Below are 23587 nucleotides of genomic sequence, written 5' to 3'. Positions count from 1 at the left end.
TATGGTTCGTTAGACATGGGAGATTCATTCCAAGAAATTTTAGATCTTGTTTTAAAAGCCTCGAATGAGGGGATCTGGGACTGGAACATTGGCTCAGAGGATATTTATTATTCAGAGCGAGTTTTAACTTTCTTTGGTTACTCAGATGAGGATGCGCCAAACTTGATGACTGCTCCTGAGTCGATCTTGTTGGCTGAGGATGTGGCGTATTTCAGGCACATGCTTGATCTTGTTCTTATGGATGATGCCGAGGAGCTTTTTGCCGTGGATTGCCGAGTGGTGCGCAAAGACGGAAGGACTCGCTGGATTCGTGTTCGAGGAGTGGTCGTGAGGGAGCATGGCGAAGCTGTGCGAATTGCTGGCTCTATGATTGATATTACTAAGCGAAAGCGTGCTGAAGCTGCTCTGGAAGAAGAACGTGAGATGCTCCGACTGATCATTGATAACGTGCCGGTACAAGTGTATTTTAAAGATCTAGAGTCGCGCTTTACTATGGTTAATAAGCGGCAAGCCCATTGGTTAGGTTGTGAATCTGAGAACCAAATCTTGGGGAAGTCCGATGCTGATTTCTACGCTGAGGAGGGCTGGAGGCGTTCTATTGAAGACGAGCAGAGGTTGATGAAAACTGGAGAACCTATTTTAGGTAAAATTCAGCGTGAAAAATGGATAGATCGGCCAGACACTTTTGTGCAAGTGGTGAAGCAAGCGTGGTACGACAGCCGTGGGCGGTTATCAGGAACATTTGGATTTTCTACTGATGTAACGATGATCTTCGATGCGCAGGAAAAGCTTGAGGAGGTAGCACTCGATCTCCAAGCTCGAAACCGGCTTTACCAAGAAGAGTTAGGTTTAGCTAGAGAGGTTCAACAGGCATTGTTACCCGAAAGTGATGAAAGCTGGAAAGAGCGCATCGCTTCAGTAAGGGACAAGGCTGAGGTAGAAGCTAAGTATATACCTGCGACGGAATTGGCCGGTGACTATTACGATGTGCTCTCGATAGCCGAGGGCAAGCTAGGTTTCTTTATTTGTGATGTTATGGGGCACGGTGTCCGTTCAGCATTGGTGGTCTCCATGATTCGAGGATTAATGGAGAAGGCTAGTGACTTTGTTGAGCAGCCAGCTGAATATTTGCAGAAGATCAATGAAGGGCTATGCCGTATCCTAGGTCCTACTGGTGTGGATATGTTTGCGACGGCTTGTTATCTCATGGTGGACTTTAATGAAGAGGTGATACGCGTCTCTAGTGCAGGTCATGATTATCCATTGATTCTCTCGAGGGATGGGGCGGATTTATTACACTGCAAGCAGGCCTGTGGTCCCGCCCTTGGCTTTTTTAATACAGCTGAATACAAAGCTTGTACGTATGACCTGAGGGATGTTTCCGAATTTATCCTGTATACGGATGGAATCTATGAGTCAGCGAATAAGGATGGAGCTGAGTGGGGAATAAAACGTTTCAAGGATGCTGTTCTGGAAATTGCTAAACTTAAAAGAGAGGGTACACTAGATATTCTATGTGATGAGGCTATTCAATGGGTGCGTGGTAAGGGGTTTGACGATGACGTTTGCTTGCTATCCTGTAAAATTAAATAGGATCCGCTCCCGCTTTCTTATTGCATCTATTCTTTTAGAAAGCTTTGATAGTAAGAATGCAGGCTCCTCCAGATGATCGATATGAACTAGCCCTGCGCGCTTCTAACGAAGGCATATGGCAGTGGGATCTATGCGAGCAGTATGTTAGCTATTCTGATAGGGTTCTTAGCTTTTTAGGATATGACGATGGAGAGGACGCTCCTAACATTTTCATGCAGCCAGAGAGCTACTTCCATGAAAATGATTTGGCGAAATTCGAGCATGCGCTAGCTAGAATGCTAGTACCGAACGGCGAGGAGATTTTTGCAATTGATTGCCGTTACATTCGGCCGAACCAAACAGTGGCATGGTTGAGGATACGTGGTGCATGTATTCGGAATAGTGCTGGTGAGACCTTGCGAATGGCTGGGTCGATGATTGATATCTCCAAACGTAAAAATGCGGAACTTGCTCTCGAGGAGGAACGGCATATTTTACATCAACTCATCGAGAATATCCCTAGTAGTATCTATTTTAAAGATACTGAGTCACGTTTCGTAATGGTAAATACTGGTCTTGCTCACAAGATGGGATATGAGAGGGTGAAGGATCTGTATGGTCTAAGTGATCACGATGTGTTCGATGACGCTCATGCTAATAAGTCGCGTGCAGACGAGTTGAAGATCATGGAAACTGGTGAGCCTTTAGAGGAATCTCTTGAACGGGAGATCTGGGCGGATCAACCAGATTCATGGGTTCTCACCACAAAGCTTCCTTGGCACGATCGCAATGGGAATGTGAAGGGTATCTTCGGTGTTTCTAGCGATGTTTCAGATATCGTAAATGTTCAGATGCGCTTGGCCGATGTGACTGATGAGCTGAAGTTGAGAAATGAGCAATACGCTCAAGAGCTGGAGCTTGCGAAGCAGATTCAGTACTCAGTCATTGATTCCACGCCCCTCCCGTTTCCGCGTAATAAAGCAGCTACCCGCTATGGTGTAGAATTTAGTTCTCGTTATCTTCCTGATAGTGAAATGGCTGGGGATTTCTTCGAGAACCTTAAGATTAGTGACACCAAAGTAGGGGTGCTAATTTGTGATGTTATGGGGCATGGAGTTCGTGCATCACTGGTGGTGGCTATGCTACGAGGCCTAGTGGAAAAGGAGCGTGACGCATCTGGCGACGCAGATTGGTTCCTTTACGGGTTAAATGATTCACTGGCAAAAATTTTAAATCATGCCGGGATTCAAATGTTCGCGACCGCCTTTTATGCCGTGGTCGATTTAGAAAAGGAAACATTTCAGTATGCGAGTGCTGGTCACCCGATGCCCTTTATTAAAAGGAATGGTAAGTTCGAGGTACTATCCTCTAAGAGAATCGTTAGGGGCCCTGCATTAGGGTTGATGGCTGAGGCTCCCTATGGAGCTGAGACACTGCCTCTATCAGAAATAGATCAGCTGATCATGTTCACCGATGGAATATACGAGGTAGAGGATGCCAAAGGTGAGCAAATCGGTGTCGATGGACTGTGTTCAATACTTAATGAGCATCCTGAACTCGATGCGGATGAGGCGCTTCATTTATTGATGCATTCGGCTAAGGAGTTCAACGCCTCTGATGGGTATGGAGACGATGTTTGTATGTTTGCTTTTGATGTCATAAAAAATGGCTAACACCGTTTAGTGTTAGCCAAGTATCATAGGAGATAGATATTATTTCTACTTAGCGGACTTCGCCACCTTTGCCGAAGTCGATCTGGAACTGGAGCCAAATTGAATTTTCGTTGCCGTAACCCTCTAACCAATCATTGTTATACTGAAGTCGAGCGTGGCCACTCAGGTAATCATTGACTGTGACAGCTCGAGTGAGCGCTAGTGATGTACGGTGGCGTTCAGGGAGACCTTCTATAGCGCCGCCGACACCTTGGAGGTAGCCATAGCGTGCACCGAGTTCCCAGTCTTCCTTGAAGCCCCAGCCCACACCGGTGTGAACACCCCATTCGTCAGCTGAGCCTTTTAGATCACCGTCTGCACTTTTATAGTCGAAGTCACGATAGGCGAGTTCGCCTGTAGCTCTGAAGTGCTTTCCTCCGGCTTCAAGTCCGTTCTCTCTCCACAAGTAGGTAAGATCAGCTCCGTAGAGGTTAGTGCGTTCATTAAAACCATTGTCACCTGTTAGGAAGCTCGCGCCATAAGTGTAACTCTGGAAATCTGTGTGGTAGTATATTCCTTTCCAGCGCATCGTAAGTATATCGTCAGAGGCTAGAGCCTCTTCACCTTCGATGTGCTCATCTTCGTGCTCATCATGATCTTCGTGTTCATCATGATCTTCATCTTCGTCGTGGCCATGATCATGTTCATGAGCGAGAGCATTACCGAAGGCTACAGTGATGAGCGAGCTGTGCTCGAAGGGGAGTATGTAGGATATTTCACCACTGTCTGAGATGAGCCCTTCGTCTCCTAGGAAGCGGGAAGTGATCAAGTTAGCATCGACAAAGTACCAGGAGTGAAGGTGCTGGTTGTTCTGAGATGTGACACGATTTAGAAAGCGTCCACCACGTAGCTCAAAGCCACCGGGTAGGTTTTGGAGCTTAAGAAATGCCTCTTCGAGCTCACCATCTAGCTGGTTCTCGAGGTCCGTAAAAACATTGTAAGCAACAAAACCTGCGAGGTATTCTCCGTAGCTTGCTGAGAGTGACATCTCTAGTCCTTGAAGAGTGAACTCATCGTTAGGGTCGTGTGCGTGTGCAGCTAAGATATCTTCATCGATACTAGCGGCTCCCATAGCCACATCGAGGTGAGCATTTAGGTTGATTTCAAAATCTGGTGAAGCAGTGGCTGTAGCTGTTAACAGGGGGATGAGTAAGAATGTCTTTTTCATTATCTGAGGTACTTAACGATGGTTTCGATATTATATTGGAACATGCCAATGATAGAGTTGGCGCTGTCTGCGTAGAGCGGTCCAGCGATTTTGGCTCCAGTAGCTTTGGAGATAGTTTGTAAACTCTTAGTGTTCGCACCCTTTTCTGGAAAGAGTGCTTTGACGTGGTTCTTTTTAATGACTTCGATTGCTTCCGCCACGTATTGAGGCGATGCAGATTGCTCTTTATTGAGGCCTTGGATTGGAATGGATTTGAATCCGAACTCTTTACAGAAATAGCCAAAAGCGGCATGTGCAGTGGCCAGATTACGTTGGTTTCTAGGGATCGTTGAGATTTGCTTCTTACTCCATGATTTTAGGTCTGAGAGCTCTTTACGGTATTTCTTAGAATTCTCTTTGTAAGTTGCTGCATTGGCTGGGTCAGCTTTGGAAAACTCTTTTTCTACAATACTAGAAGCACGTCGCCAATTTTCGATGCTCTGCCACCAGTGAGGATCAAGAGCGCCGACGGAATGTTTCGGGCAACAAGCGTAGACTGCTGAACTCCCAGATATACGGAGCGAGGGTATGTCGCGGCCGACTTCGACGATTATAGCCTTTCCTGCTAGGATGGATTTTAGCTTTGGAAGGGCTGGTTCGAGATCTTTACCTGAGGCCAAGTAAATCTTAGCGCCCTTTGCGGAGGCTAGTTTACTTGGTGATGGCTGGAAGGTGTGTGGGTCACCGTTTGGCCCTAGTAGATCAACGACTTCTACTTGGGGGCCTCCAACATGGCGGGCGAGGTCAGCAAGCAAGGGGTTGAGCGTGGCAACCTTAAGTTCAGCTTGGCTGACTAATGCCGTAGCTATGAGGGTGAGGAGGCTTAGAAGTTTCATGCCTTTGTATATCTGCAACTCTATTGCATCTTCAAGTTTTAAATGCGATAAAGTTGCAATTGTTATTTTTTGCATTTAAGATGTCATGCTTGTCGATGGGGGAAATACTACCTAGCTTGGGCTTCAATGAGCACGCATGAAGGAAGTCCGATTGATTGGGAAAACTGGCAGGCTGAGATTCCTGCGACATTGATGTTCATCGTCAAAAATGGTCAGATCTTGTTGATCGAGAAGCTCACTGGGATTGGTCAAGGAAAGATCAATGGTCCAGGCGGTAAGATTGATCCAGGTGAGAGTGCTGAGCAGGCGGTGATACGCGAGTGCCAAGAGGAGCTTCACATTACCCCGCATGATCCAGTGAAAATGGGCGAGCTGCATTTCGCTATGTCAGACATTCCAGATATTCATTGCCATGTGTATATGGCAGAGAGTTTTGACGGTGAGCCTACGGCGACACGTGAGGCGAACCCTCTGTGGACAAGTATCACTGAAATCCCGTTCGACCTTATGTGGGCGGATGACCGCCATTGGTTACCTCAGATGTTAGATGGGCAGAAATTTAATGGGCGATTCAAGTTTGAGGAGCAAGACGTCATTTGGAAGGATGTACAGTTTGGTGAGAGTGCCAGCGAGTTATGGATTGGCTGTCCACTTGAGTTGGCCAAATAGTTGACCGTAGAGGTTCTCTGTGTAGGGTGGCGAGCATGAGTAAAGCACAGCAAATCATGTTAGGTAAGGGGCTCGCGGATCTACCCTTTGGAGCGACCCGTAGTGAGGTAGAAGCTGTGCTTAATGTGCCTGATGAGCGCGATGAGGTCGATCTTGGCGATGAGATCTCAGAAGCGTGGCACTATTGGGATTTGGGAATCTCTCTCAACTTTGATGAGAGTGAGGATTTTCAACTTACTACGATTGAAGTAGCTAGCCCTGAAGTGACATTACTGGGTAAAAAAGTGATCGGGATGAAGCGTGAAGAAGCACAGGCTTTTCTAGATACTCAGAAGATCGGCCCGTCAAAGGTTGAGGCTAGCCGTGGTCTTGCTTATGAAGACGTTGAGCTTACTTTGTGGTTCAATGGTGGGGAATGCGCGGAGATTCAGTTCAGCAAGATGTAGCTTGTACTGACTGCTAGGAGTTGTTAGATTCTTGCTATGTTTAGCAAGTGTGTGGCTGCTTTTCTCTTTCTGGCGTCGTCGTTGTACGCTCAAGAGCGCGTGATCGAAGCGCGCTTACGCTTCCTTGTGTGGAAGCCAGAGCCGATGAGAGCCTTGCTGACCGAAGCCTCACAGGTCCAAGCTGTAAAGCACATCCAGGATGCGGTTACACTTGAGTTAGGTGCTGATCATGTTCTGCTTAGCAGCTTACGCTGTAGCGATGCTATCGCTTATCAAGGTGATGGTGTGATTCGCCTATTACGAGGTGAAAACTCGATTGTTGAGTTCATGATCTCGCGAAATGGGGAGTACTATATTTTACTACAACCAGAGGGAGTGGGTTATCGAGCATTTCCTGTGGAGATAAGTGCTCTTCAAAAGGGGGAAGTACTGGTAGCGAATCAGACTACTCGTCGCTATTCACTAAAGGTGGCTGGAGGAAAGCGTGTTGCGGTAGGGGCTGGTAAGTCGCGTTTGGTTGAGCGAGCTGATACGAAAAACCATGTTTGCCATTTAACGGTACATTGCTGGAAGGAGCTGAAATGGCAGCCGGAATTTGCGCGACATTACTCACTGGTGCCAGATTCAAAATCGCTCTGTGTTCTTTACTACGACCTCGGGGGAGAGCGCTTGCGGCTACAGTTTTTTAGTGGCTTATGAGAGGGCGTAAAAAAAGCTCCTCGAGAAATCTCGAAGAGCTTTTTGAAAAGTTGCTTAATAGCAGAACTACGCGTTGAGCGTAGGCTTCTTCGCACGGCGAACCGCACCGAAGCGCTTCTGGAACTTGTCGATACGACCTTCGGTATCAACGAAGGTAGACTTGCCAGTGTAGAACGGGTGAGTGTCTGCAGTAACGCCCATTGAGACAACGAAGTAGTCTACGCCGTCAATAGTTTCAGTTACGTCGGACTTCTTAGTAGAGCGTGTAATATAACGCTTACCGGAAGTCATGTCTTGAAAGATTACTGGGTGGTAATCCGGATGAATATCAGCTTTCATGGTATTGATATGGTTGTGCCACGTTTCCGTCGCGGCGGGATGGGGAGAATGCAAAGATCGACTCCCTTGTCAACTATTTAGCAAAACATCAGCGAGAACTTTACTTGCTATATTTTTTGCGCAACTTGAGCGGCTTTACGCATAAGGACTTCAGAAAACTCCATGAAGTGGCTAAAGAGGCTAACCCAGTGGACTGCGTAGCTTTTAAAACTGAGGCCACCAGGGACGAGACATAGCATGATCGCTAGTAGTAGGACGTTTGCCAGATAGATGATTACCAATGAGAAGAAGGTTCCATTTTCTTTAAGGTCAGGTTGGTCTCGGGGAATCATCCAGATCGTGTAGGCGAGATGGAAAGTCCAGGTCGCTCCAATCGCCAGATAAAGAGCGTAGTTGTGATAGGGGATATCCCAGAAGAGCTTTATTAGAGCTGAAATAGCGAGCACGATAAACGACCAGAAGGGTACAAAATAGGGGGAGAGTGCGATGAGAATGTTGGATTTGTTCGTCATCACATAACCTCCGTCGAGTGTGACGTTGAAGCCTGATACTTTTCCTCCACACATGAAGATGAAGATCACGTGTGTCAGCTCGTGACCGAGCACGTACAGGTAGAGGAAAAATTGACTGAACAGCTTCGAGTAAAACCAACCAGCCATGAGGAAGCAACCAACGGCAAAAAATAGGAAAGGGCGCGACTGCGCGATGTTTGACCAGAACTGATTATCTCCTGTGTGCTCAGTGATCGTGAAGAGGGCGAGAGTGCTGATGGCACTCGGGATGAGTAAAAGAAACGCTAGTAGACTGCGCAGAATGAGGTGGCGAGTGGGTAACGCGTAGTCATCCTCATAGGTGTCTGCTATTGCCGCATGAACTGAGGTTAAGCCTTGGCGGCGCCATGTGCGCTGATTGGAGCGCTGCTGGGCGCGCTTGTTTGCTCCTTGGATCGATTCCCACAAGTTTGGTCGCTGAGCACGGCGCGCAGCTCCGTGAGAGCGACGGCGTGATGTAGTTTTACGGGGACGAGCAGCCATAAGGGAAAAGAGATAATTAAGTTTCCTTAAATTAGGTGAAAATGCAATCTCGAAGTCGAGGGCTGTGAGGGCTAGGGGATTCTCCGCTGACGTATGGCTTCAGCTAATGCCAAAGGTAACTGGTGTTTTGCTTTTTGAAGTGACCGTTAGCGCATGAGATTGTTAGGTAATAGTATGTCTAAGGATAAAGTGTTTCAGAAAGTAACTTTTGGGAGTTTCGTTGAAGAGCTAGAAGCTCAGAATATAGCGAGAGCTGATCTCTACAAATATGGTGACATTGATTTCACCTATGAGACCAAGGATGGCCAAGTTTTTGGCACGGAATTACCTTATGTAGCGGCCGAGGATGACCTATTGATTTCGGTTCTGAAACAGAACTCGGTTGAGTACATCGCTCACACTGAATCACACCCGTATAAGGAAAGCGGACACCATATGGGAAAGTATGTGAGTTACTTGATTTTCATTACTCCGCTGCTATTGATCGGGCTACTCTTTTACCAAGCGCGAGTGATTTCAAGGCTGGGGTCCGAGTTGGCTGCTTTAAAAACTCGCCCTCCAGAGTTGTCCTAAAAGAGGAGGTTTCTCACTTAATGCTCAATCCTGCGTGAGGGCGAGAGAGCTCTTTCAGGTAGAAGGGCTGATAGCCTTCGTTGCGGATCCAGAGTGAAGAGGGGTTTCCGGCATTGAGTTGGTAGGCTGCTGTGTAACGGACCGGGCCGTTCGCTGAGATGTGGGCGAGAGCGGTGGCGAGCTGCGCTTGGCTCAGTGATGGTGCGTAACCGATCGCCCAGCGTTTGTTTCCATCGTGGAGTAAGAATGTTCGGCGTGCATACTTGCTATTATCGAGACTTGGTTGGGGAGATTGAGCTTGCAGCAGTTGAGGCCCAATGAGAGTGGAGCTCTTGTTAGCCTTATTGGCTTTCGATATTTTAAGAGCCCCGTTGTGAATTTCTAATGTGAAGGCCTGAGAATCAGGCGCAGCTCCGAGGGCAACGGCGGCCAGATGAACTTGGTGGTTGAGCGGCTGTTCTAGGCTTGTTGGATTTTTGTGGAGCTGAACTTTGTTCTTTGTGGCGTCGAAGTGAAAGATGTGGAACGAAAGCATTCGACCATCAGCGTTCACTGGAGCGTCGATTTTTTGGTATTGCGCGAGAGCGAATACAGCGGTGGTCAAGAGAATGGCGAGTACGCGGATCATCAATTTTTTTCTAATACGAGAAAGTTGCGCACAGGCTTATTCCATAGTGCTCGGAAGGTTTTTTTGCCATTTCTGACGGAGTGAGATATCCAGAGGTCGGATGAACGACCACCGTCTAAGTTAATAGCGTTTTGGATAGTTACGTCAGCTAATTTTTTTCCTGTTAGCGCGTTCCCTAGCTGGGCAAGAGTTGCTGTTTCGGCGTAGCCTATGAGCCATTGCTCTGCTCCATCGTTGGCTAGAAATGAACGGGTGCGGCTACGCTCGTTAGAGAGTCCAGAAACCGCGGCTCCATGATAGCTGAGCATTGGCCCAGTTTGTAGTAGCTGGGTTGGCTTGGCTTTGTTGATGACATCATTCATCGATGCGCGGCGAGCGATCCCAGCATGTGCTGTGTTTGAAAAATAAAATCCGCTGCCGAGCGAGCTAGAGTTATTTTCACCGCGTGAGACTCCAGAGGTGATGAGCTTACCGAGCGGGGCGCCTTGAGGTGTGAAGAAGCCAGCATTGATTACTGCGTAGGCTTTGCGTGCTTTTCCTAGGCTAGCGGAATCTCTCCATTCACTGCTGGGGCCATTCTTTTGGTCAACGACAGTGAGTTGATAGTCGCGGCTGTTGAATTTAACTAGGTGCAGAGTGATTCCTTTCGAACTGACTCGGTGGTAGCTAGGTGGCGAGCTTACAGGCGAGGAATCGTTAATGACTATAGCACGAGGCGCGTCTTGGCCGTGAGAGGTCAAGCTGCTAGCTAGCAACACTATGGAGAGGACGCGCGTCATCAGACGAGGGAGTTAAACTGGCTTGCGCGCAGTGGCAAGCAATGTTTGAAAATGTGGTGGCTCGTCTTCTTTATCAACGATTGCCGTTTCACAGTTTTCAAAGCCAGTATCCTCTAACATCTGGATGATGGAAAGCTCTGAAAACCCTAGCCATGTGTCGTAGTACATTTCGCGTGCTTGCTCGAAATTATGCTGGAGTAGGTCGAGAATGACGAGAGTGCCGCCAGGCTTGAGGATGGCGAAAGCTTGTTCAAGCGCGCGCTGAGGCTGTTCAGCATGGTGGAGTGCTTGGGAAAAAATGGCGAGATCGACGCTGCCTGGGTCAATAGGAGGTTTTTCTATGTCGCCGAGTCGGTACTCAAGATTTGGTAGCTTGTGTTCTTTTGCCAGCTGCTGACCGAACTCGACCATCTTTTGGGAGTTATCGACGGCGATCACTTTCTTTGCACGCTGGGCTAGGAGCTGGGAGAGTGTGCCTTCTCCAGCGCCAAGATCAGCGACGACTTCGTAGTTGAGGATTTTTAGGAATGCTTCGGCGAGCCCCTTCCATGAGCGGCCAGGTACATATTGCCGGCCAAACTTGCCGGCGAGTTCATCAAAGTAAGCGCGCGCTCGATCTTGTCGTTTTCTTAGAGCTAAGCGTAGGGCTGCTCGGTCGGTAGAGATTTCTTCAATGTCTTCAGCCGCAAAGCGGGCGACCTCGAGCAAGGCGTCAGATGCACATACAGAATAAAGAATATTTTTTCCCACACGACGATCCGTCACGAGAGTGTTTTCTTTAAGCTTTGCTAGCTGAGTGGAAATTCGGCTCTGCCCCATGCCCAGGATACTCTGAAGTTCAGCCACACTGAGTTCTTCGTGCGCTAAAAGCATGAGAATGCGCAGGCGTGTGGAGTCGGCAAGTAGCTTGAGTGAAATTAAATTTGACGGCATCGGGAAAGCGTTTATATCTACTTCACATCAACACATCAAGATTTGTTGATGCAACCATAAAATTTTATGAGCCGTCCTTTCATTTTTTCTTCCGAGTCCGTCACTGAAGGTCACCCAGACAAGGTCTGTGACACCATTTCGGATACTATTCTAGACGCTTGCCTTGAGCAGGACGTGAACAGCCGTGTGGCCTGTGAAACTTTCGTTAAAGACAATGTAGTGGGCCTCGCTGGCGAGATCACCACCCATGCTGATTTCGATAGCCGTTCATTGATCGAAAAAGCGATCCGTGAGATTGGTTACGTGCACGATGACTGCAAGTTCAACGCGAACAGCTTTTTCTTCGTGAACCTGATTGGCCAGCAGTCACCAGACATTGCACAGGGTGTGGATGAAGGCGGTTTCGAAGACAAGACGACTGAGGAACAAGGCGCCGGAGATCAGGGGATCATGTTCGGTTATGCCTGCAATGAAACTCCAGAGTTCATGCCAGCTCCTATCAGCTACTCACACAAGCTTGGCCGTGAACTCACATCACTGCGTAAATCTGGGCAGCACGCCTGGCTTCGTCCCGACTCCAAGACGCAGGTCTCCATGGAATATGTCGACGGTAAGCCAACGCGCGTGACTGCAGTGGTCGTTTCCACCATGCACTCAGCAGACATCACGACTCCTGAGATCCGTGAGACACTTCAAAAGGATCTCATTGAAAAAGTGATCCCTGCGAACTTGCTCACCGACGACACCGAGCTTCTCATTAATCCAACTGGCCTATTCATTATTGGTGGGCCTGAAGGGGACGCTGGCCTCACTGGACGTAAGATTATCGTGGATACCTACGGTGGATCTGGTCGTCACGGCGGTGGTGCTTTCTCCGGAAAAGATCCATCTAAGGTAGACCGCTCTGCAGCTTACATGTGTCGCTGGGCCGCTAAGAACATCGTAGCAGCAGGCCTTGCTGATCGCGCTGAACTTCAGGTCGCATATGCAATCGGTCATCCACATCCAGTTTCCATTAGCGTGAACACCTTTGGCACAAGCAAGGTTGATGAGGTCGTGATCGAGAATGCAGTGAAGGAAGTCTTCTCCTTCAAGCCTGCTGACATCATCAGCCAGCTCAACCTCCTCCGCCCAATTTACAAACACACAACCAACTATGGTCACTTCGGCCGTGAAGATAATCTGGATGCTCTTACTTGGGAGAAGACGGATAAAGTCGATGCGCTGAAGGCGATAATTGGGTAAATCTGATCACTTTTTACAACGAACAAAAAACATTATGTCCACTTCAACACTCGAAAAAACAAGCGACTACAAAATCGCTGACATTAGCCTTGCCGGATTCGGTCGTAAGGAAATTGATATTGCTGAACACGAAATGCCTGGTCTCATGGCGATCCGTGAAAAATATTCCGCGGAAAAGCCACTTCAAGATGTACGCATCATGGGGTCGCTTCACATGACTATCCAGACAGCTGTACTCATCGAGACTCTTGTAGATCTTGGAGCTGACGTACGCTGGTGCTCATGCAACATTTTCTCAACACAAGATCACGCAGCAGCAGCTATTGCTGAGACAGGTGTTCCCGTGTTCGCTTGGAAGGGCGAGACACTTGAAGAGTACTGGGACTGCACATGGAACGCAATTCTTAGCCCAGAAGGACAAGGTCCTGAACTCATCGTTGATGACGGTGGCGACGCGACACTTTTCATCCATAAAGGATACGAGCTAGAAAATGGCTCAGACTGGATCAACGAGCCGGCCGGTTCTGAAGAAGAGCAAGTTATCAAGAACCTCCTCAAGAAGGTTCACGCTGAGCAGCCTGGTATTTTCGCGAAGCTTATCGCTGACTGGAAGGGCGTTTCTGAAGAAACAACCACTGGTGTGCACCGTCTCATTCAGATGGCTAAAGAAGGAAAGCTTCTTGTTCCAGCTATCAACGTGAACGACTCCGTAACGAAGTCCAAGTTCGACAACCTCTACGGTTGCCGTGAGTCATTAGTCGACGGTATCAAGCGTGCAACTGACGTAATGATCTCAGGTAAAGTCGGAGTGGTCTGTGGTTACGGTGATGTGGGTAAGGGCTGTGCTCAGGCACTTCGCGCTCAAGGTGCTCAGGTAGTGGTGACTGAGGTCGACCCAATCTGTGCTCTTCAGGCTGCGATGGAAGGCTTCCGCGTTCTCACAGTAGAAGACACACTTGGCTGGGGTGACATTTATGTGACCACGACTGGTAACTATAACATTATCCGACTCGAGCACATGGAGAAGATGAAGGATCAGGCAATCGTCTGTAACATCGGTCACTTCGATAATGAGATCCAACTCGATAAACTCAATAATGCTCCTGGTGTCGAAATACTCAACATCAAGCCACAGGTTGATAAGTACACGTTCCCAACAGGCAACAGCCTCTACATGCTCGCTGAAGGTCGTCTCGTGAACCTCGGTTGCGCTACAGGTCACCCATCCTTCGTGATGTCTAACTCTTTCGCAAACCAGACGCTCGCTCAGATCGATCTCTGGAAGAACAAGGAGTCCTACAAGGCAGGCGAAGTGAAAGTACTTCCTAAGCATCTTGATGAAGAAGTAGCGCGTCTCCACCTCAACAAGATTGGTGCGAAGCTTACAACACTATCACAGGATCAAGCTGACTACATCAACGTTCCTGTTGAAGGGCCATTCAAGCCTGAGACCTATCGTTACTAATCTGAAACGCAGTTTCGGAAGTCAAAAGTAATGAGCCAAAAGTGTGAAGTGCAAGTCACTTCCCTTCGCTTTGATCACTTAAAATTTCAGTGCTGTTCCGTTCGTTCGGGACAGCGCTTTTTTTGTTTTAATTTTTTTCTAAAAAAAGAGCACAACTTAGACAAAGGGGCAAAAGGGTGGCGCTCTTTGTATGTAGTTATTCATATGTAAGGAGTTTACACCCCCTGTTAATGTCAATTTTGTGTAGGTAAGGGCCGTCTCGTAAGAGACGGCCTTTTCACTTGTGTGGGAAAGAGCTTTGGCCGTCAGAATGCAATAGAGCTGTAGAATCTCATCCAAGCCTCGGGTTTTTCGCTGCTTTAAATTTTTTCTGAAAAAATCACACAACTTAGACAAAGGGAGAAAAGGGTGGCGCTCTTTCTATGTAGTTATTCATATGTAAGGAGTTTACACCTCTTGTTAATGTCAATTTTGTGTAGGTAATGGCCGTCTCGGGAGAGGCGGCCTTTTACTTTCTAAGAAGCCTGATCAGTTGATCACGAATATGTGCAATGGCCGGCTGGAAATTATCTTAGGCTAGGTCTTCTAAGCTTGTGTTGGGTATACTCCAAAGTTGATTTAGAAACGGCTATTAGAAGTGCTAGACTCTCTTGGAGAGGCTGGTATCACCTCTTTGTCCGACTTTAAAACTATGAGTATTGATCACCCAGGAATTATCGACCATCTCTCAACCAATAGTGACGGGAGTTGCTGCGTCGCGCACATTGCAGATCACTTAGAATGGAACAGCCATGCACATGTTTTAGCGCTGCAAGAGAAGCTAAATAACTACCTGTCTTTTATCGAATCGGGGGAAATCTACGCTTCTCGTCCTGAAGCTAGAGAGCAAGAAATTGAGATTTCTATTAGCTGTAAGTACACGCCGGTGGAAGAGGATGATTTAAGGTTCCTTCGGTTTGCCAGAAATGCGATTCAGAAAGCGGGGTTCCGGTTCTCGGTCATCATAGACAACGCGGATTTCATCATTCCTGATGAAATCTAAGCGAGTAGTTCTGGGTCGAACTAGAGCTCTAGAGAGCCATTAGCGCCCCAGAATTTTGGGAGCTTTAAATTTTTTCTGAAAAAATCACACAACTTAGACAAAGAACTAAAAGGGTGGCGCTCTTTGTATGTAGTTATTCATATGTAAGGAGTTTACACCTCCTGTTAATGTCAATTTTGTGTAGGTAAGGGTCGTCTCGTTAGAGGCGGCCTTTTTACTTATTCTCCCAGATGATTTCCTCTTCACTAGGAGGGCGGTCGCTAGGATCAGAGACTGGCATGGCTGCACCAGTGGCATCTATTTCAGAGGCAAAGACACCAATATAGTAAGTGTATCCTTCGCTTTCATGTGTTTTCAAGAAAGTGGGTTCGTTATTTTTAATGAAGGATTCTTTCGATACTTTGACTTCTTGGTCAATTGAGATTTTGATAAATCCTGGATTATCGAGAGGGCGTTGCTCGTATTCAACTTTTAGATGGTTCCTAAAGCCAATTTTAGATGGGTTGTAATTTATTCGTAGACCACCCCAATCCTCTGATTCCGCACCTGTTTCTCGAATCAGTTCGAGTTGGGTGCCTTCATTATAGCGCACAACTAATGTATGAAGATCTGACTCTAAGTAGTCTGGAGCTGTATCGAGGTAGGTGTGAAATTCCTCTTCGGTGAACGAAGATTGATGTGGCGTGGTTTCTGTATCGAATGCAGTTTTGGGTACCGAATAAAGCGTTGTTTTAATTTTAGACTGTATGGGTATTATAGATCTAACTCTATCTACTAGATCAGCGACTTTGTTGAGCTTAGTTTGATCTGACCGTACAGTTAGGGCGCTACGGGGTCGAGAAAACCAGAGTTTTGACTCAGGTCCAAAGCGTAGTTGTTTAGCCAGAAGTTGCATCGCTTGGTTAGGAGTCATTTTCTCATGGCTTAAATGTGAGGACGGTAGAAGCCAAGGAAAGTCAGGAGGGACAGCAAATGACTGAGTGGTTTTAGGTTGGTCACTTGTGTCTTCAGGTTCAGTGAATGTGATAATATCCTCATCGAGATGAAGGTCCATTCCAGCCATTAAAGCTAGGTCTTGGAGCAATCCCTTAAAACTTCCACCCCACTTGAAGGTGATATTTCCAATGGGTTCCCCTTCAATATGCAGATTGAAGGCAATCGGCTTTTCCCCCGTGCGGAGGCAGATTGTTTCGTAGTTGTAGAGAAGCTTGGCGACGGCTTGCTCTAGGCTGTCATCGATAAATTCAATTTCTTGCAGATGAAAATCAACAAGATGCTCAGCCTTGTGCTCAAGCGGAATGCCATTGGCTGGAGTATAGAGGACTTTATGTTGGCCAGCTGAAGTGAGCGAAGAAGTGCTCCGGTGAGTCGTTTGGAGATGGGATCTTTTACGCTGAGTGAGTTGCTCAGCCTCAGCTTCCTCAGCCAATTCGTTTGAAGGGCTTTTGATGATTAGCCACAAAAGGACTAGAGCTAAGGCTATGAGAAGGAGTTTGAGGTGACGCATGTTGAGTTGAACAAGGACTAATGAGAGTTATAAGCTCATATGAGCTTCGAGCTCTTTGCGGCTACTAATTTTTAGCATGGCGTAGGCCTCTTTGAGGTGGGCGGAGGCGTCTTGCGGGTCTTCGACTTCTTTATTGGCCTGAGCTTTGAGTTGTGTCAGAGCATCCTCGTAGTCGGGTGATGAACCTTCTTTTTCGAGAGCTCTGATGCACTTGCCGTCGACATAGTAATGACGTTCCTCGCGGAGGGTTTCGATAGTGCTTGGGTTTTCTGGATCTGAGCTAGGATCGAATTGCCATGAACTCATACTAGAGAAAATGAAGAAGATTTCGCCATTGAGAAAGTAGGCGGTGCGGCTGACTCCTCCGTGGTCACCACCCCATTCGGTAGTTTGTTTCACCACGATTCCAGCACTATTTGTGTAGCGCTTGATGCTGCCTAAATTTGGCGCGAAGTCTTCATCGGTGCGAATTTCTGTGACTTTGAGACCCTTGGCTGATTCGATCTTGTTGTAGTGCTGACGAATCTGAGTGATTTCTTCCTTGGTGTCGGCAAAGCTGAGGCTGCTAGAAGCGAGTATGAGAACGAGGAGCTTTTTCATCAGGAGGGAATCTAACAAAAGTGCATTAGCCTGGCGAGAAGGAAGATGGAGGAGAAACCAGCCGTCTAAGACGGAAGTCCTACAGACTTCGTATTCTAGAAAGGGCTGTTCACCCAGCATTTGGCTTACGCCATGCTGGGCTGGGAGAGGAAACCTCGTTGAGGTTTTTAAATTGGCTCGACCGCCAGTCACAAATAGCTGAATGATCCGCAGACTTAGGTGAGCGAGCTGCTTTCGAGTGTATTCTTAATAAGTTTGGCGGAGGGAGCCTTAACTAGGGTGTGCCACTAATTTACGCATCGAAAGATTATATCACGATTGATTTAAATCCTATTGGATTGTCTAAGAGACGAAATTAGGATGGGCAAACCCTTTTGCGTCTATATATACCTATGATGCAGCCAATACTTAAGAGCATAGATTGAGCTGGTTCAGGGACGCTAACTGGTTCAGTTGCTTCTATTGATAAATCAAAAATGTAGTGACCAAAATCTGATGAAGAACTGGAAGAAAGAAATAAATCTACTGAAGGGAATGATTCGAATACCTCAGAACTTTCTGGAATACTGTCAGATTCTAGAGTCAGGCCATTTGGGTCATAGAATGTAAAGTGAAAAATAGATAGATCGTCTGAGGGCTCTGGAGAAAGTAGCATTACTACAAAATCCTCTGAATTTCCAGTGGTTACGTTAACAGTGTTGGTTGCATTTTCTAGCGAGGAAAAATTGTGGTTACCAATAGATATATCTAATGTGAAATTAGAGGAATCGTAGGTCCCTAATTCAGTATTAGAAGAGGTGTCGGAAATTCCATAATCGATAGTGAATGTTCCAAATACTGAGCTGCCGATTCCGACTCCTTGTAAAATGTTGGAAAATTGATTCATTCCATTGACCTCACCAACAAATTCATAGGTGACTATGGTCGCTTTAGCAGCACTTGCTGAAATCAATATAAGTGCAGGTATGATAAGGCTTCTCTTTGGAATGATCATTTTGGATTATTTAGTAGCTGGTTTTCTGAGTAGAGATAGGCAAGTCACACTCTTCAATATTATATATAATGAAAAATATTAGAGCTCTTAATCTCCGCCATCTCTATAAGTCATTTTAGATAGGTAGGTCAAATTAAACTGTTAGAATCGGGGGCTTTCATGTTTCGCAAGACTACTGAAGCCTTACGTATACATGAGGCGTAAGCGAGTCTCGTGTATATTTCCGGAGGTTTCTGTGATGACTGATCTAATCCTCGAAGACGATGGCGCGGTTGCCATCGATGATGGTGCGGTCGTAGACGTGGTAGCGGATGCCGCGGGCAAGGGCAATGCGTTCGCAGTCGCGGCCGAGGCGCATGAGGTCAGCGGGTGAATGGGAGTGGAGCACGCGCTTTACTTCTTGTTCTATAATCGGGCCGGCATCGAGGTCACCAGTGACGTAGTGGCAAGTAGCGCCGATGAGTTTGACTCCGCGGTCGTAGGCTTGGCGGTAGGGGTTGGCTCCGATGAAGGCGGGGAGGAAGGAGTGGTGGATATTGATGAGCTTACCTGAGAATTCCTCACAGAACCAGTTTGGCAGAATTTGCATGAAGCGAGCGAGAATACTAAGCTGGACGTTTTCGTCGCGCAGGATTTGTGCGATCTGTTGGAAGCCTTGCTCTTTCAGGTCGCCATCCATATCGATTTGGTGAAAGGGAATGCCTTCCTTTTCTGCGATGGCTTTGCAGTGGTCACGGTTGCCGATGATGGAGGTGATTTCTAGCGGGAGATCGCTTTCGCTGACGCGCCAGAGGATTTCGTTGAGACAGTGAGTGGTCTTAGTAACGAGGATGGCAGTGCGGAGCTTGAAGGGCGTTTGGCGGAAATGCCAGTCAGCCTGAAGTGCCTCACCTAGCACACTGAAACCTTGGATAAATGAGTCGAGTTCGACAGCGAGTTCCGCTGTGTCGATTTCGAGTCGGGCAAAGAACTTGTTGCCGATGCTGTTGGTGAATTGGTTGAACTCTAGAAGGTTGCCATTATGTGACGCGACATAGCTGGCGATCTTCGCAACGATCCCGTGTTGGTCAGGGCAGGAGAGTTTCAGAGTGAGCATGCGCATTTGTGGATTCACTGTAGGCATTGGTCAATGGCGGATTGAGCCATCTCGCGGCAAAATGCGGGTTTTTTACCACGAATTCTCCTGGATCTAGCGAATGCCTGGAGTGTGGGTACGCTAAATGGAGTAGTCGAGTGTGTGTATTTTAACTGAGCTGAGGAGCAACTGAGAGGGTGGTGTATTTGGGGTGAATGAAAAAAAGGTAAGAAAGATGATAAATACAGATGCTTGCTGCGTATTAAAAGCATGTAGCAAATGTTAGTGCATTTCTCATGTTTTCATTGTGTAGGATAAGCCGTCTCGGAGAGGTTCGAGGCGGCTTTTTTGTGAGTTCTGAGCTTGTTGGATTGCTCTGAATAGATCTGTTGATGCTCGATTAGAGCAAGGAAGGCTCACAGATTTCTGCGGAATCAAGTATAGCGGTTGACGGTCGTGGCAAAGGCAAATAATTTGCTAACAATGTTCACCGTTCAATTTCCCTTATTCATGCAGAAGGTTCGACTTGTCATCTTCGGAAGTCTTTCGCTAGCTTGTATTGGGGTGTCACTTTCTTGTGTCAGCGCTAGTAGTGAGAGGGGTGTTGAAAAACGCTGGAGTTCTGCTGCAAGCAACGAAGTTGGTGGAGACTGGAAGGTCGGGGAAACATCGAAAAGCCAAATACTCAAAGAACTAGGTCCGCCATCTCAAGTCGTCTCGCTAGGGGATGAAACTGTCTTTTATTACCTTCGAGAAAACATGCAGGTCAAAGGTCTGGTTTTGATCGTATTCAACAATGTGCGAGTTTCCGCTGAATATGATAGAGCGATATTCTTCTTCAATAAACAGGGAGTGTTGAGCGATATGGCGGTAAGTGAGGCTTCAGCATCAGGAGCTCCTCAGGAATAATGATGGAGAGATTCGCAACGATCTGTTCAGCTCTGAGCATCTGTCTTTGGACAAGCTGCACAATGATCGAACATCGGGTCGAGCAAGAGAGTTTAGCAGGCGAAATAGCGCAACTTGACCAGAGCGGCTCAGTTCAAAAACAGGAGCTGCATGTTGTTAAGGACCGTGCCGAAACTCTTGAACGATTCGGCCCTCCGCATAAGTTTGGCGTGCTCGATGGGGGCCAGTATGTTTTTGGTTACGAATACCGAAATGTGACGGAGCGCCAAATTGGATTTTCAGTTCCAGGATATTCACTTTTTAAAGTAGGTGCCGGGCAGACGGGTGCTGGAAGGTATGCTCTGCTTATCGAATTCTCTGCCGATGACCAAGTGAAAGCGATTGGAGCCGCAAATTGGCAGGAGAATGTAGGCTTTGGTTTTAACCTCCAACTGTTTTTTGCGGTAGCGCCCACTTCTGATACGAAAGGAATACTAGAGCGCTGGGGTACAGAGGCGTGGGCGATGGACTTATTGCATACTCCGGTAGCGATAGTGGATTTATCACATGATCAGGATGCTGGCGATACTGGTCTGCGTTTCTCTGGGATGCCAAAGCCTGAGTTACAGTTCCCGGCGACACGGACCGGTAAGCGATAAAGTTGACGGTGGTGGCACAGTTAACTAAACGGCCTTTCTATTCGTGCTGAGGCGATTGGCCTTCGTCTATTTTAGCGAGAATGATTTGGTAGCGATAGAGCCCTGCTTTGTCACTTTTTGAGACCATCAGCTTTTGTTGCTCGGGCGGTTTACGCTGGAAGAGACCATCAGTGCTTAGGAGCTCCGTGTCCTCTGGGAAATACATCTGGGTGGTGAGTGGTTGGTATCCTGGCTTGGTGACTTTAAAGTGGAGATGTGGTGGGCGTGTCCAATCATTGGCCACTTTGTAGGCACCAGGTTTGATGGTTTTGAATGTGAACTCACCTTCTTTACCTGAAGGCACGATCGACCATCCTTGAAAATTTGGATCAAGTGGTGATGTGCTGGTGTCGCGCGGGTGGGCGTAGCGACCTGCGGCATTGGCTTGCCAGAGCTCGACCATGGCGTCTTCAATGGGTTGACCTGTTGTATCGATGACTTTGCCCGATATGTGTATCACCTTGCCTTTTGCTTTTTCTTGGTGGCCATCGATAAGCGTGAGGTCGAAGTCCTTATCCTTTTGCTGAGCGACGGGATAGAATGGGCCCTCGATCTCGGGTGGTGTCGGCTGAAATGCTGCATCACTTTTCGTGAGAGCTATTAAGCTAGCGGCAGAGCCAATAAGAGTGGTCTTGAGCGCTTCACGACGATTGATGGGGTTCATAGTTCTTCACTCTATCCCAGCACTGAAAGAGACCAAGTAGGAAACTGTAAAGAGTGTGTAAAGGACGTGAACAGGGACAAAAAAGAGGGCCTTTGATGTTACTCAAAGACCCTCGGTAAAATGGTGCGCAATACAAGATTTGAACTTGTGACCTCTGCCATGTCAAGGCATTGCTCTACCACTGAGCTAATCGCGCTTTTGTTGCTTGCTGAGCTTTTTAAGGGCTCGTGCTGCGGGCGGGAAACTAGAGTTCTAGCCAGAAGCTTGCAAGCATTTTTTTGTCTTAAATCTCGATAGCTTTTACTGAGAGAACTCCAGCTGCAGAAGTGAGCTCAGCAAGAAGCTCTTCAGTAGCTGGGGAGTCGAGCTCGATGACGCTGAGCGCATTTCCTTCAGTCTTGTTACGAGCAAGTGAGAGGTTCGCGATGTTAAGGCCGTGTTTAGCGAGTGCTGTGCCGACGAGACCAACGATGCCTGGGCGGTCATCATTTTTGACGATGAGGAAGTTACCTTCGATGTTAGTGTCGACGTAGAGCTTGTCGATTTCCACGATGCGTGGGGACTTGCCTATGATTGAACCAGCGAGACGGAACTTCTGGTCGCCTTTTTTCAGTTCAACTACGATGAGTTCAGAGTACTCAGTAGAAGCATTGATTGTGGTTTCAGTGAGCTCAAGGCCGAGTTCTTTAGCGATAGCTGGGCAGTTGACGATGTTTACGTCTTCGCGGGAAGATGCGAGGAAACCGTGGAGCACTGTGCGGGATACGAGTGGTGTGTCCTTGTCAGCAATTTCGCCGTGGTAGGAAACGCGGATGGAGTCTGGGTTCGCAGGTCCGAGTTTCGCGAGGAACTTACCAAGGGATTTAGCTAGGCCGAGGTAGTCGCCGATGTCTTCGAGCGCTGCAGCGTCGAGGGACGGCATGTTGATCGCATTGCGGATTTCACCAGTGGTGAGGAAATCGCGGAGCTGTTCAGCCACCTGGATACCCACATTTTCCTGAGCTTCGTTAGTGGAAGCACCAAGGTGTGGTGTGAAAGCAATGTGCTTAGGAAGGTCGAAAAGGATGTGATCTGCTGCTGGTGGCTCGTCTTCGAATACGTCGAGACCACAACCTGCGATGTGACCGGAGTCGATCGCTGCGCGGAGTGCTGGCTCGTCGATGAGTCCACCACGTGCACAGTTGACGACGATAGCGCCTTTGTTCATGAGGGCGAGACGGTCAGCATTGATGATGTGCTTGGTGTCTGGAGTCATTGGCACGTGAAGTGTCACGAAGTCTGCACCTTTAAGAGCTGCGTCTGGAGACTCAGCGAGTTCAACTTTGAGTTGGTCCGCGCGAGCTTGTGTGAGGAATGGGTCGAATGCTGCCACAGTCATGCCGAATGCTTGAGCGCGCTTAACGAACTCAGTACCGATGCGGCCCATGCCGATCACGGCGAGGCGCTTCTGGTAGATTTCGATACCTTTGAATGCTTTACGTGCAGCTGGGAAGTCACCCGCGAGAACGCCTGCGTGACCTGGACCGATGTTACGTGCAGCGGAGAGCATGAGTGTGAATGCGAGTTCAGCTGTGGAAATAGTGTTACCAGTAGGTGTGTTCATTACGATCACGCCGTGGTCAGTAGCTGCGTCGCGGTCGACGTTGTCTACGCCTACACCCGCACGACCGATGACCTTGAGCTTCTTCGCAGCTTCGAGAACTTCGCGAGTTACTTTAGTTTGGGAACGGATAACGAGACCATCGTAGTCGCCGATGATTTCAAGGAGAGCTTCAGGAGTAAGACCTGTGTTGACATCCACTTGGAGGTCAGGGTGCTCGGTCATTGCGGCTACACCGATTTCAGAAATCGGGTCGGATACGAGAATGCGCTTGGTGGACATACGCAGAGGTGTAGGTTTGAGAGTGGGGTTTGTCAAAGTCCCTGCGTGTCAGCATGGCGAACTTTTTGTGACATACACGCGCAGATAAGTCGCCAGCGAG

At 47.8% G+C, this 23587-nt stretch carries 24 protein-coding genes and 1 tRNA gene; 11 read left to right on the top strand and 14 right to left on the bottom strand.

Annotation, left to right across the window (positions count from 1 at the left end; genetic code table 11):
• Nucleotides 1-15 precede the first annotated feature (15 nt).
• A complete protein-coding gene (locus ACSHX2_RS03090; RefSeq protein WP_435690462.1) occupies nt 16-1593 on the top strand; it encodes a SpoIIE family protein phosphatase in 1578 nt (525 codons plus the stop codon).
• 56 nt (nt 1594-1649) lie between these two features.
• Nucleotides 1650-3245, top strand: a complete 1596-nt coding sequence (locus ACSHX2_RS03085; RefSeq protein WP_435690460.1) for a SpoIIE family protein phosphatase — start codon at nt 1650-1652, stop codon at nt 3243-3245.
• Nucleotides 3246-3294: 49 nt separating this feature from the next.
• Here the strand turns inward: ACSHX2_RS03085 and ACSHX2_RS03080 are convergent, their stop codons facing one another.
• Nucleotides 3295-4452, bottom strand: a complete 1158-nt coding sequence (locus ACSHX2_RS03080; protein ID WP_435690458.1) for a hypothetical protein — start codon at nt 4450-4452, stop codon at nt 3295-3297.
• The gene (locus tag ACSHX2_RS03075) at nt 4452-5327 is read right to left on the bottom strand and encodes a metal ABC transporter substrate-binding protein (protein ID WP_435690456.1); all 876 of its coding nucleotides are present in this window, start codon (nt 5325-5327) and stop codon (nt 4452-4454) included. Before ACSHX2_RS03075 ends, ACSHX2_RS03080 begins: the two co-directional genes overlap by 1 nt.
• Before the next feature lie 126 nt (nt 5328-5453).
• On the opposite strand from ACSHX2_RS03075, the gene ACSHX2_RS03070 reads away from it, so the two are divergent.
• The 3 genes from ACSHX2_RS03070 to ACSHX2_RS03060 are packed head-to-tail and all read left to right on the top strand — an operon-like array spanning nt 5454 to nt 7141.
• On the top strand, nt 5454-5996 hold the full coding sequence (locus ACSHX2_RS03070) for an 8-oxo-dGTP diphosphatase (protein ID WP_435690454.1): 543 nt from the start codon (nt 5454-5456) through the stop codon (nt 5994-5996).
• Nucleotides 5997-6031: 35 nt separating this feature from the next.
• The gene (locus tag ACSHX2_RS03065; protein WP_435690452.1) at nt 6032-6442 is read left to right on the top strand and encodes a hypothetical protein; all 411 of its coding nucleotides are present in this window, start codon (nt 6032-6034) and stop codon (nt 6440-6442) included.
• A 51-nt stretch (nt 6443-6493) separates the two neighbouring features.
• Nucleotides 6494-7141, top strand: a complete 648-nt coding sequence (locus ACSHX2_RS03060; protein WP_435690450.1) for a hypothetical protein — start codon at nt 6494-6496, stop codon at nt 7139-7141.
• 66 nt (nt 7142-7207) lie between these two features.
• Here ACSHX2_RS03060 and ACSHX2_RS03055 read toward each other — a convergent pair whose 3' ends face one another.
• Nucleotides 7208-7480, bottom strand: a complete 273-nt coding sequence (locus ACSHX2_RS03055; RefSeq protein ID WP_435690448.1) for a type B 50S ribosomal protein L31 — start codon at nt 7478-7480, stop codon at nt 7208-7210.
• 107 nt (nt 7481-7587) lie between these two features.
• Nucleotides 7588-8514 carry a hypothetical protein gene (locus ACSHX2_RS03050; RefSeq protein ID WP_435690446.1) on the bottom strand — a complete coding sequence of 309 codons (927 nt, stop codon included), beginning with the start codon at nt 8512-8514 and terminating at the stop codon, nt 7588-7590.
• A 174-nt stretch (nt 8515-8688) separates the two neighbouring features.
• On the opposite strand from ACSHX2_RS03050, the gene ACSHX2_RS03045 reads away from it, so the two are divergent.
• Nucleotides 8689-9087 (top strand): hypothetical protein, encoded by a 399-nt coding sequence (locus ACSHX2_RS03045; RefSeq protein WP_435690445.1) that lies wholly within the window; start codon nt 8689-8691, stop codon nt 9085-9087.
• Between the two features lie 13 nt (nt 9088-9100).
• Here the strand turns inward: ACSHX2_RS03045 and ACSHX2_RS03040 are convergent, their stop codons facing one another.
• The 3 genes from ACSHX2_RS03040 to ACSHX2_RS03030 are packed head-to-tail and all read right to left on the bottom strand — an operon-like array spanning nt 9101 to nt 11427.
• Entirely contained in the window at nt 9101-9715 is a 615-nt protein-coding gene (locus ACSHX2_RS03040) for a hypothetical protein (protein WP_435690443.1), read from the bottom strand.
• Complete coding sequence (locus ACSHX2_RS03035) at nt 9715-10494, bottom strand: phosphodiester glycosidase family protein (RefSeq protein ID WP_435690441.1); 780 nt, start codon at nt 10492-10494, stop codon at nt 9715-9717. The genes ACSHX2_RS03040 and ACSHX2_RS03035 overlap by 1 nt, the downstream gene beginning before the upstream one ends.
• A gap of 12 nt (nt 10495-10506) precedes the next feature.
• Nucleotides 10507-11427 carry an ArsR/SmtB family transcription factor gene (locus ACSHX2_RS03030; RefSeq protein ID WP_435690439.1) on the bottom strand — a complete coding sequence of 307 codons (921 nt, stop codon included), beginning with the start codon at nt 11425-11427 and terminating at the stop codon, nt 10507-10509.
• A 66-nt stretch (nt 11428-11493) separates the two neighbouring features.
• On the opposite strand from ACSHX2_RS03030, the gene metK reads away from it, so the two are divergent.
• The 3 genes from metK (at nt 11494) to ACSHX2_RS03015 (ending at nt 15179) form a co-directional block, all read left to right on the top strand.
• Nucleotides 11494-12672: a methionine adenosyltransferase gene (gene metK / locus ACSHX2_RS03025; RefSeq protein ID WP_435690437.1), complete on the top strand. Its 1179-nt coding sequence runs from the start codon at nt 11494-11496 to the stop codon at nt 12670-12672.
• 34 nt (nt 12673-12706) lie between these two features.
• Nucleotides 12707-14137, top strand: coding sequence for an adenosylhomocysteinase (ahcY, locus tag ACSHX2_RS03020; RefSeq protein ID WP_435690435.1), 1431 nt, complete (start codon nt 12707-12709; stop codon nt 14135-14137).
• Between the two features lie 691 nt (nt 14138-14828).
• Nucleotides 14829-15179, top strand: a complete 351-nt coding sequence (locus ACSHX2_RS03015; RefSeq protein ID WP_435690433.1) for a DUF6572 domain-containing protein — start codon at nt 14829-14831, stop codon at nt 15177-15179.
• Between the two features lie 214 nt (nt 15180-15393).
• On the opposite strand, the gene ACSHX2_RS03010 is transcribed toward ACSHX2_RS03015, so the two are convergent.
• The 4 genes from ACSHX2_RS03010 to purU form a co-directional block, all read right to left on the bottom strand.
• A complete protein-coding gene (locus ACSHX2_RS03010) occupies nt 15394-16686 on the bottom strand; it encodes a hypothetical protein (protein WP_435690432.1) in 1293 nt (430 codons plus the stop codon).
• 27 nt (nt 16687-16713) lie between these two features.
• The gene (locus ACSHX2_RS03005; protein WP_435690430.1) at nt 16714-17406 is read right to left on the bottom strand and encodes a hypothetical protein; all 693 of its coding nucleotides are present in this window, start codon (nt 17404-17406) and stop codon (nt 16714-16716) included.
• Nucleotides 17407-17641: 235 nt separating this feature from the next.
• On the bottom strand, nt 17642-18280 hold the full coding sequence (locus ACSHX2_RS03000; RefSeq protein WP_435690428.1) for a PEP-CTERM sorting domain-containing protein: 639 nt from the start codon (nt 18278-18280) through the stop codon (nt 17642-17644).
• A gap of 247 nt (nt 18281-18527) precedes the next feature.
• Nucleotides 18528-19403, bottom strand: a complete 876-nt coding sequence (gene purU / locus ACSHX2_RS02995) for a formyltetrahydrofolate deformylase (RefSeq protein ID WP_435690426.1) — start codon at nt 19401-19403, stop codon at nt 18528-18530.
• Nucleotides 19404-19838: 435 nt separating this feature from the next.
• Between purU and ACSHX2_RS02990 the strand changes: the two genes are divergently transcribed.
• Both ACSHX2_RS02990 and ACSHX2_RS02985 read left to right on the top strand, forming a co-directional pair.
• Entirely contained in the window at nt 19839-20264 is a 426-nt protein-coding gene (locus tag ACSHX2_RS02990; protein ID WP_435690425.1) for a hypothetical protein, read from the top strand.
• Complete coding sequence (locus ACSHX2_RS02985; protein ID WP_435690423.1) at nt 20264-20902, top strand: hypothetical protein; 639 nt, start codon at nt 20264-20266, stop codon at nt 20900-20902. Before ACSHX2_RS02990 ends, ACSHX2_RS02985 begins: the two co-directional genes overlap by 1 nt.
• 37 nt (nt 20903-20939) lie before the next feature.
• Here ACSHX2_RS02985 and ACSHX2_RS02980 read toward each other — a convergent pair whose 3' ends face one another.
• From ACSHX2_RS02980 to serA, 3 genes are all read right to left on the bottom strand, one after another.
• Nucleotides 20940-21605, bottom strand: coding sequence for a protocatechuate 3,4-dioxygenase (locus tag ACSHX2_RS02980; protein ID WP_435690422.1), 666 nt, complete (start codon nt 21603-21605; stop codon nt 20940-20942).
• 121 nt (nt 21606-21726) lie between these two features.
• Nucleotides 21727-21801: transfer RNA gene (locus ACSHX2_RS02975), tRNA-Val, on the bottom strand.
• An 87-nt stretch (nt 21802-21888) separates the two neighbouring features.
• Complete coding sequence (serA, locus tag ACSHX2_RS02970) at nt 21889-23487, bottom strand: phosphoglycerate dehydrogenase (RefSeq protein WP_435690420.1); 1599 nt, start codon at nt 23485-23487, stop codon at nt 21889-21891.
• Nucleotides 23488-23587 lie beyond the last annotated feature (100 nt).

The sequence above is a fragment of the Rubritalea sp. genome (assembly GCF_051252225.1).
Taxonomy (GTDB): domain Bacteria; phylum Verrucomicrobiota; class Verrucomicrobiia; order Verrucomicrobiales; family Akkermansiaceae; genus Rubritalea.
Note: the sequence above shows the minus strand (reverse complement) of the source record. Positions and strands in the feature narration are given on the sequence as shown.

Excerpts from the sequence above, each read along its gene's own strand:
- ACSHX2_RS03090 (WP_435690462.1), top strand. The coding sequence starts at position 16 with ATGGGAGATTCATTCCAAGAAATTTTAGATCTTGTTTTAAAAGCCTCG.
- ACSHX2_RS03085 (WP_435690460.1), top strand. The coding sequence starts at position 1,650 with ATGCAGGCTCCTCCAGATGATCGATATGAACTAGCCCTGCGCGCTTCT.
- ACSHX2_RS03080 (WP_435690458.1), bottom strand. The coding sequence starts at position 4,452 with ATGAAAAAGACATTCTTACTCATCCCCCTGTTAACAGCTACAGCCACT.
- ACSHX2_RS03075 (WP_435690456.1), bottom strand. The coding sequence starts at position 5,327 with ATGAAACTTCTAAGCCTCCTCACCCTCATAGCTACGGCATTAGTCAGC.
- ACSHX2_RS03070 (WP_435690454.1), top strand. The coding sequence starts at position 5,454 with ATGAGCACGCATGAAGGAAGTCCGATTGATTGGGAAAACTGGCAGGCT.
- ACSHX2_RS03065 (WP_435690452.1), top strand. The coding sequence starts at position 6,032 with ATGAGTAAAGCACAGCAAATCATGTTAGGTAAGGGGCTCGCGGATCTA.
- ACSHX2_RS03055 (WP_435690448.1), bottom strand. The coding sequence starts at position 7,480 with ATGAAAGCTGATATTCATCCGGATTACCACCCAGTAATCTTTCAAGAC.
- ACSHX2_RS03050 (WP_435690446.1), bottom strand. The coding sequence starts at position 8,514 with ATGGCTGCTCGTCCCCGTAAAACTACATCACGCCGTCGCTCTCACGGA.
- ACSHX2_RS03045 (WP_435690445.1), top strand. The coding sequence starts at position 8,689 with ATGTCTAAGGATAAAGTGTTTCAGAAAGTAACTTTTGGGAGTTTCGTT.
- ACSHX2_RS03040 (WP_435690443.1), bottom strand. The coding sequence starts at position 9,715 with ATGATCCGCGTACTCGCCATTCTCTTGACCACCGCTGTATTCGCTCTC.
- ACSHX2_RS03035 (WP_435690441.1), bottom strand. The coding sequence starts at position 10,494 with ATGACGCGCGTCCTCTCCATAGTGTTGCTAGCTAGCAGCTTGACCTCT.
- ACSHX2_RS03030 (WP_435690439.1), bottom strand. The coding sequence starts at position 11,427 with ATGCCGTCAAATTTAATTTCACTCAAGCTACTTGCCGACTCCACACGC.
- metK (WP_435690437.1), top strand. The coding sequence starts at position 11,494 with ATGAGCCGTCCTTTCATTTTTTCTTCCGAGTCCGTCACTGAAGGTCAC.
- ahcY (WP_435690435.1), top strand. The coding sequence starts at position 12,707 with ATGTCCACTTCAACACTCGAAAAAACAAGCGACTACAAAATCGCTGAC.
- ACSHX2_RS03015 (WP_435690433.1), top strand. The coding sequence starts at position 14,829 with ATGAGTATTGATCACCCAGGAATTATCGACCATCTCTCAACCAATAGT.
- ACSHX2_RS03010 (WP_435690432.1), bottom strand. The coding sequence starts at position 16,686 with ATGCGTCACCTCAAACTCCTTCTCATAGCCTTAGCTCTAGTCCTTTTG.
- ACSHX2_RS03005 (WP_435690430.1), bottom strand. The coding sequence starts at position 17,406 with ATGCTGGGTGAACAGCCCTTTCTAGAATACGAAGTCTGTAGGACTTCC.
- ACSHX2_RS03000 (WP_435690428.1), bottom strand. The coding sequence starts at position 18,280 with ATGATCATTCCAAAGAGAAGCCTTATCATACCTGCACTTATATTGATT.
- purU (WP_435690426.1), bottom strand. The coding sequence starts at position 19,403 with ATGCCTACAGTGAATCCACAAATGCGCATGCTCACTCTGAAACTCTCC.
- ACSHX2_RS02990 (WP_435690425.1), top strand. The coding sequence starts at position 19,839 with ATGTTCACCGTTCAATTTCCCTTATTCATGCAGAAGGTTCGACTTGTC.
- ACSHX2_RS02985 (WP_435690423.1), top strand. The coding sequence starts at position 20,264 with ATGATGGAGAGATTCGCAACGATCTGTTCAGCTCTGAGCATCTGTCTT.
- ACSHX2_RS02980 (WP_435690422.1), bottom strand. The coding sequence starts at position 21,605 with ATGAACCCCATCAATCGTCGTGAAGCGCTCAAGACCACTCTTATTGGC.
- serA (WP_435690420.1), bottom strand. The coding sequence starts at position 23,487 with ATGTCCACCAAGCGCATTCTCGTATCCGACCCGATTTCTGAAATCGGT.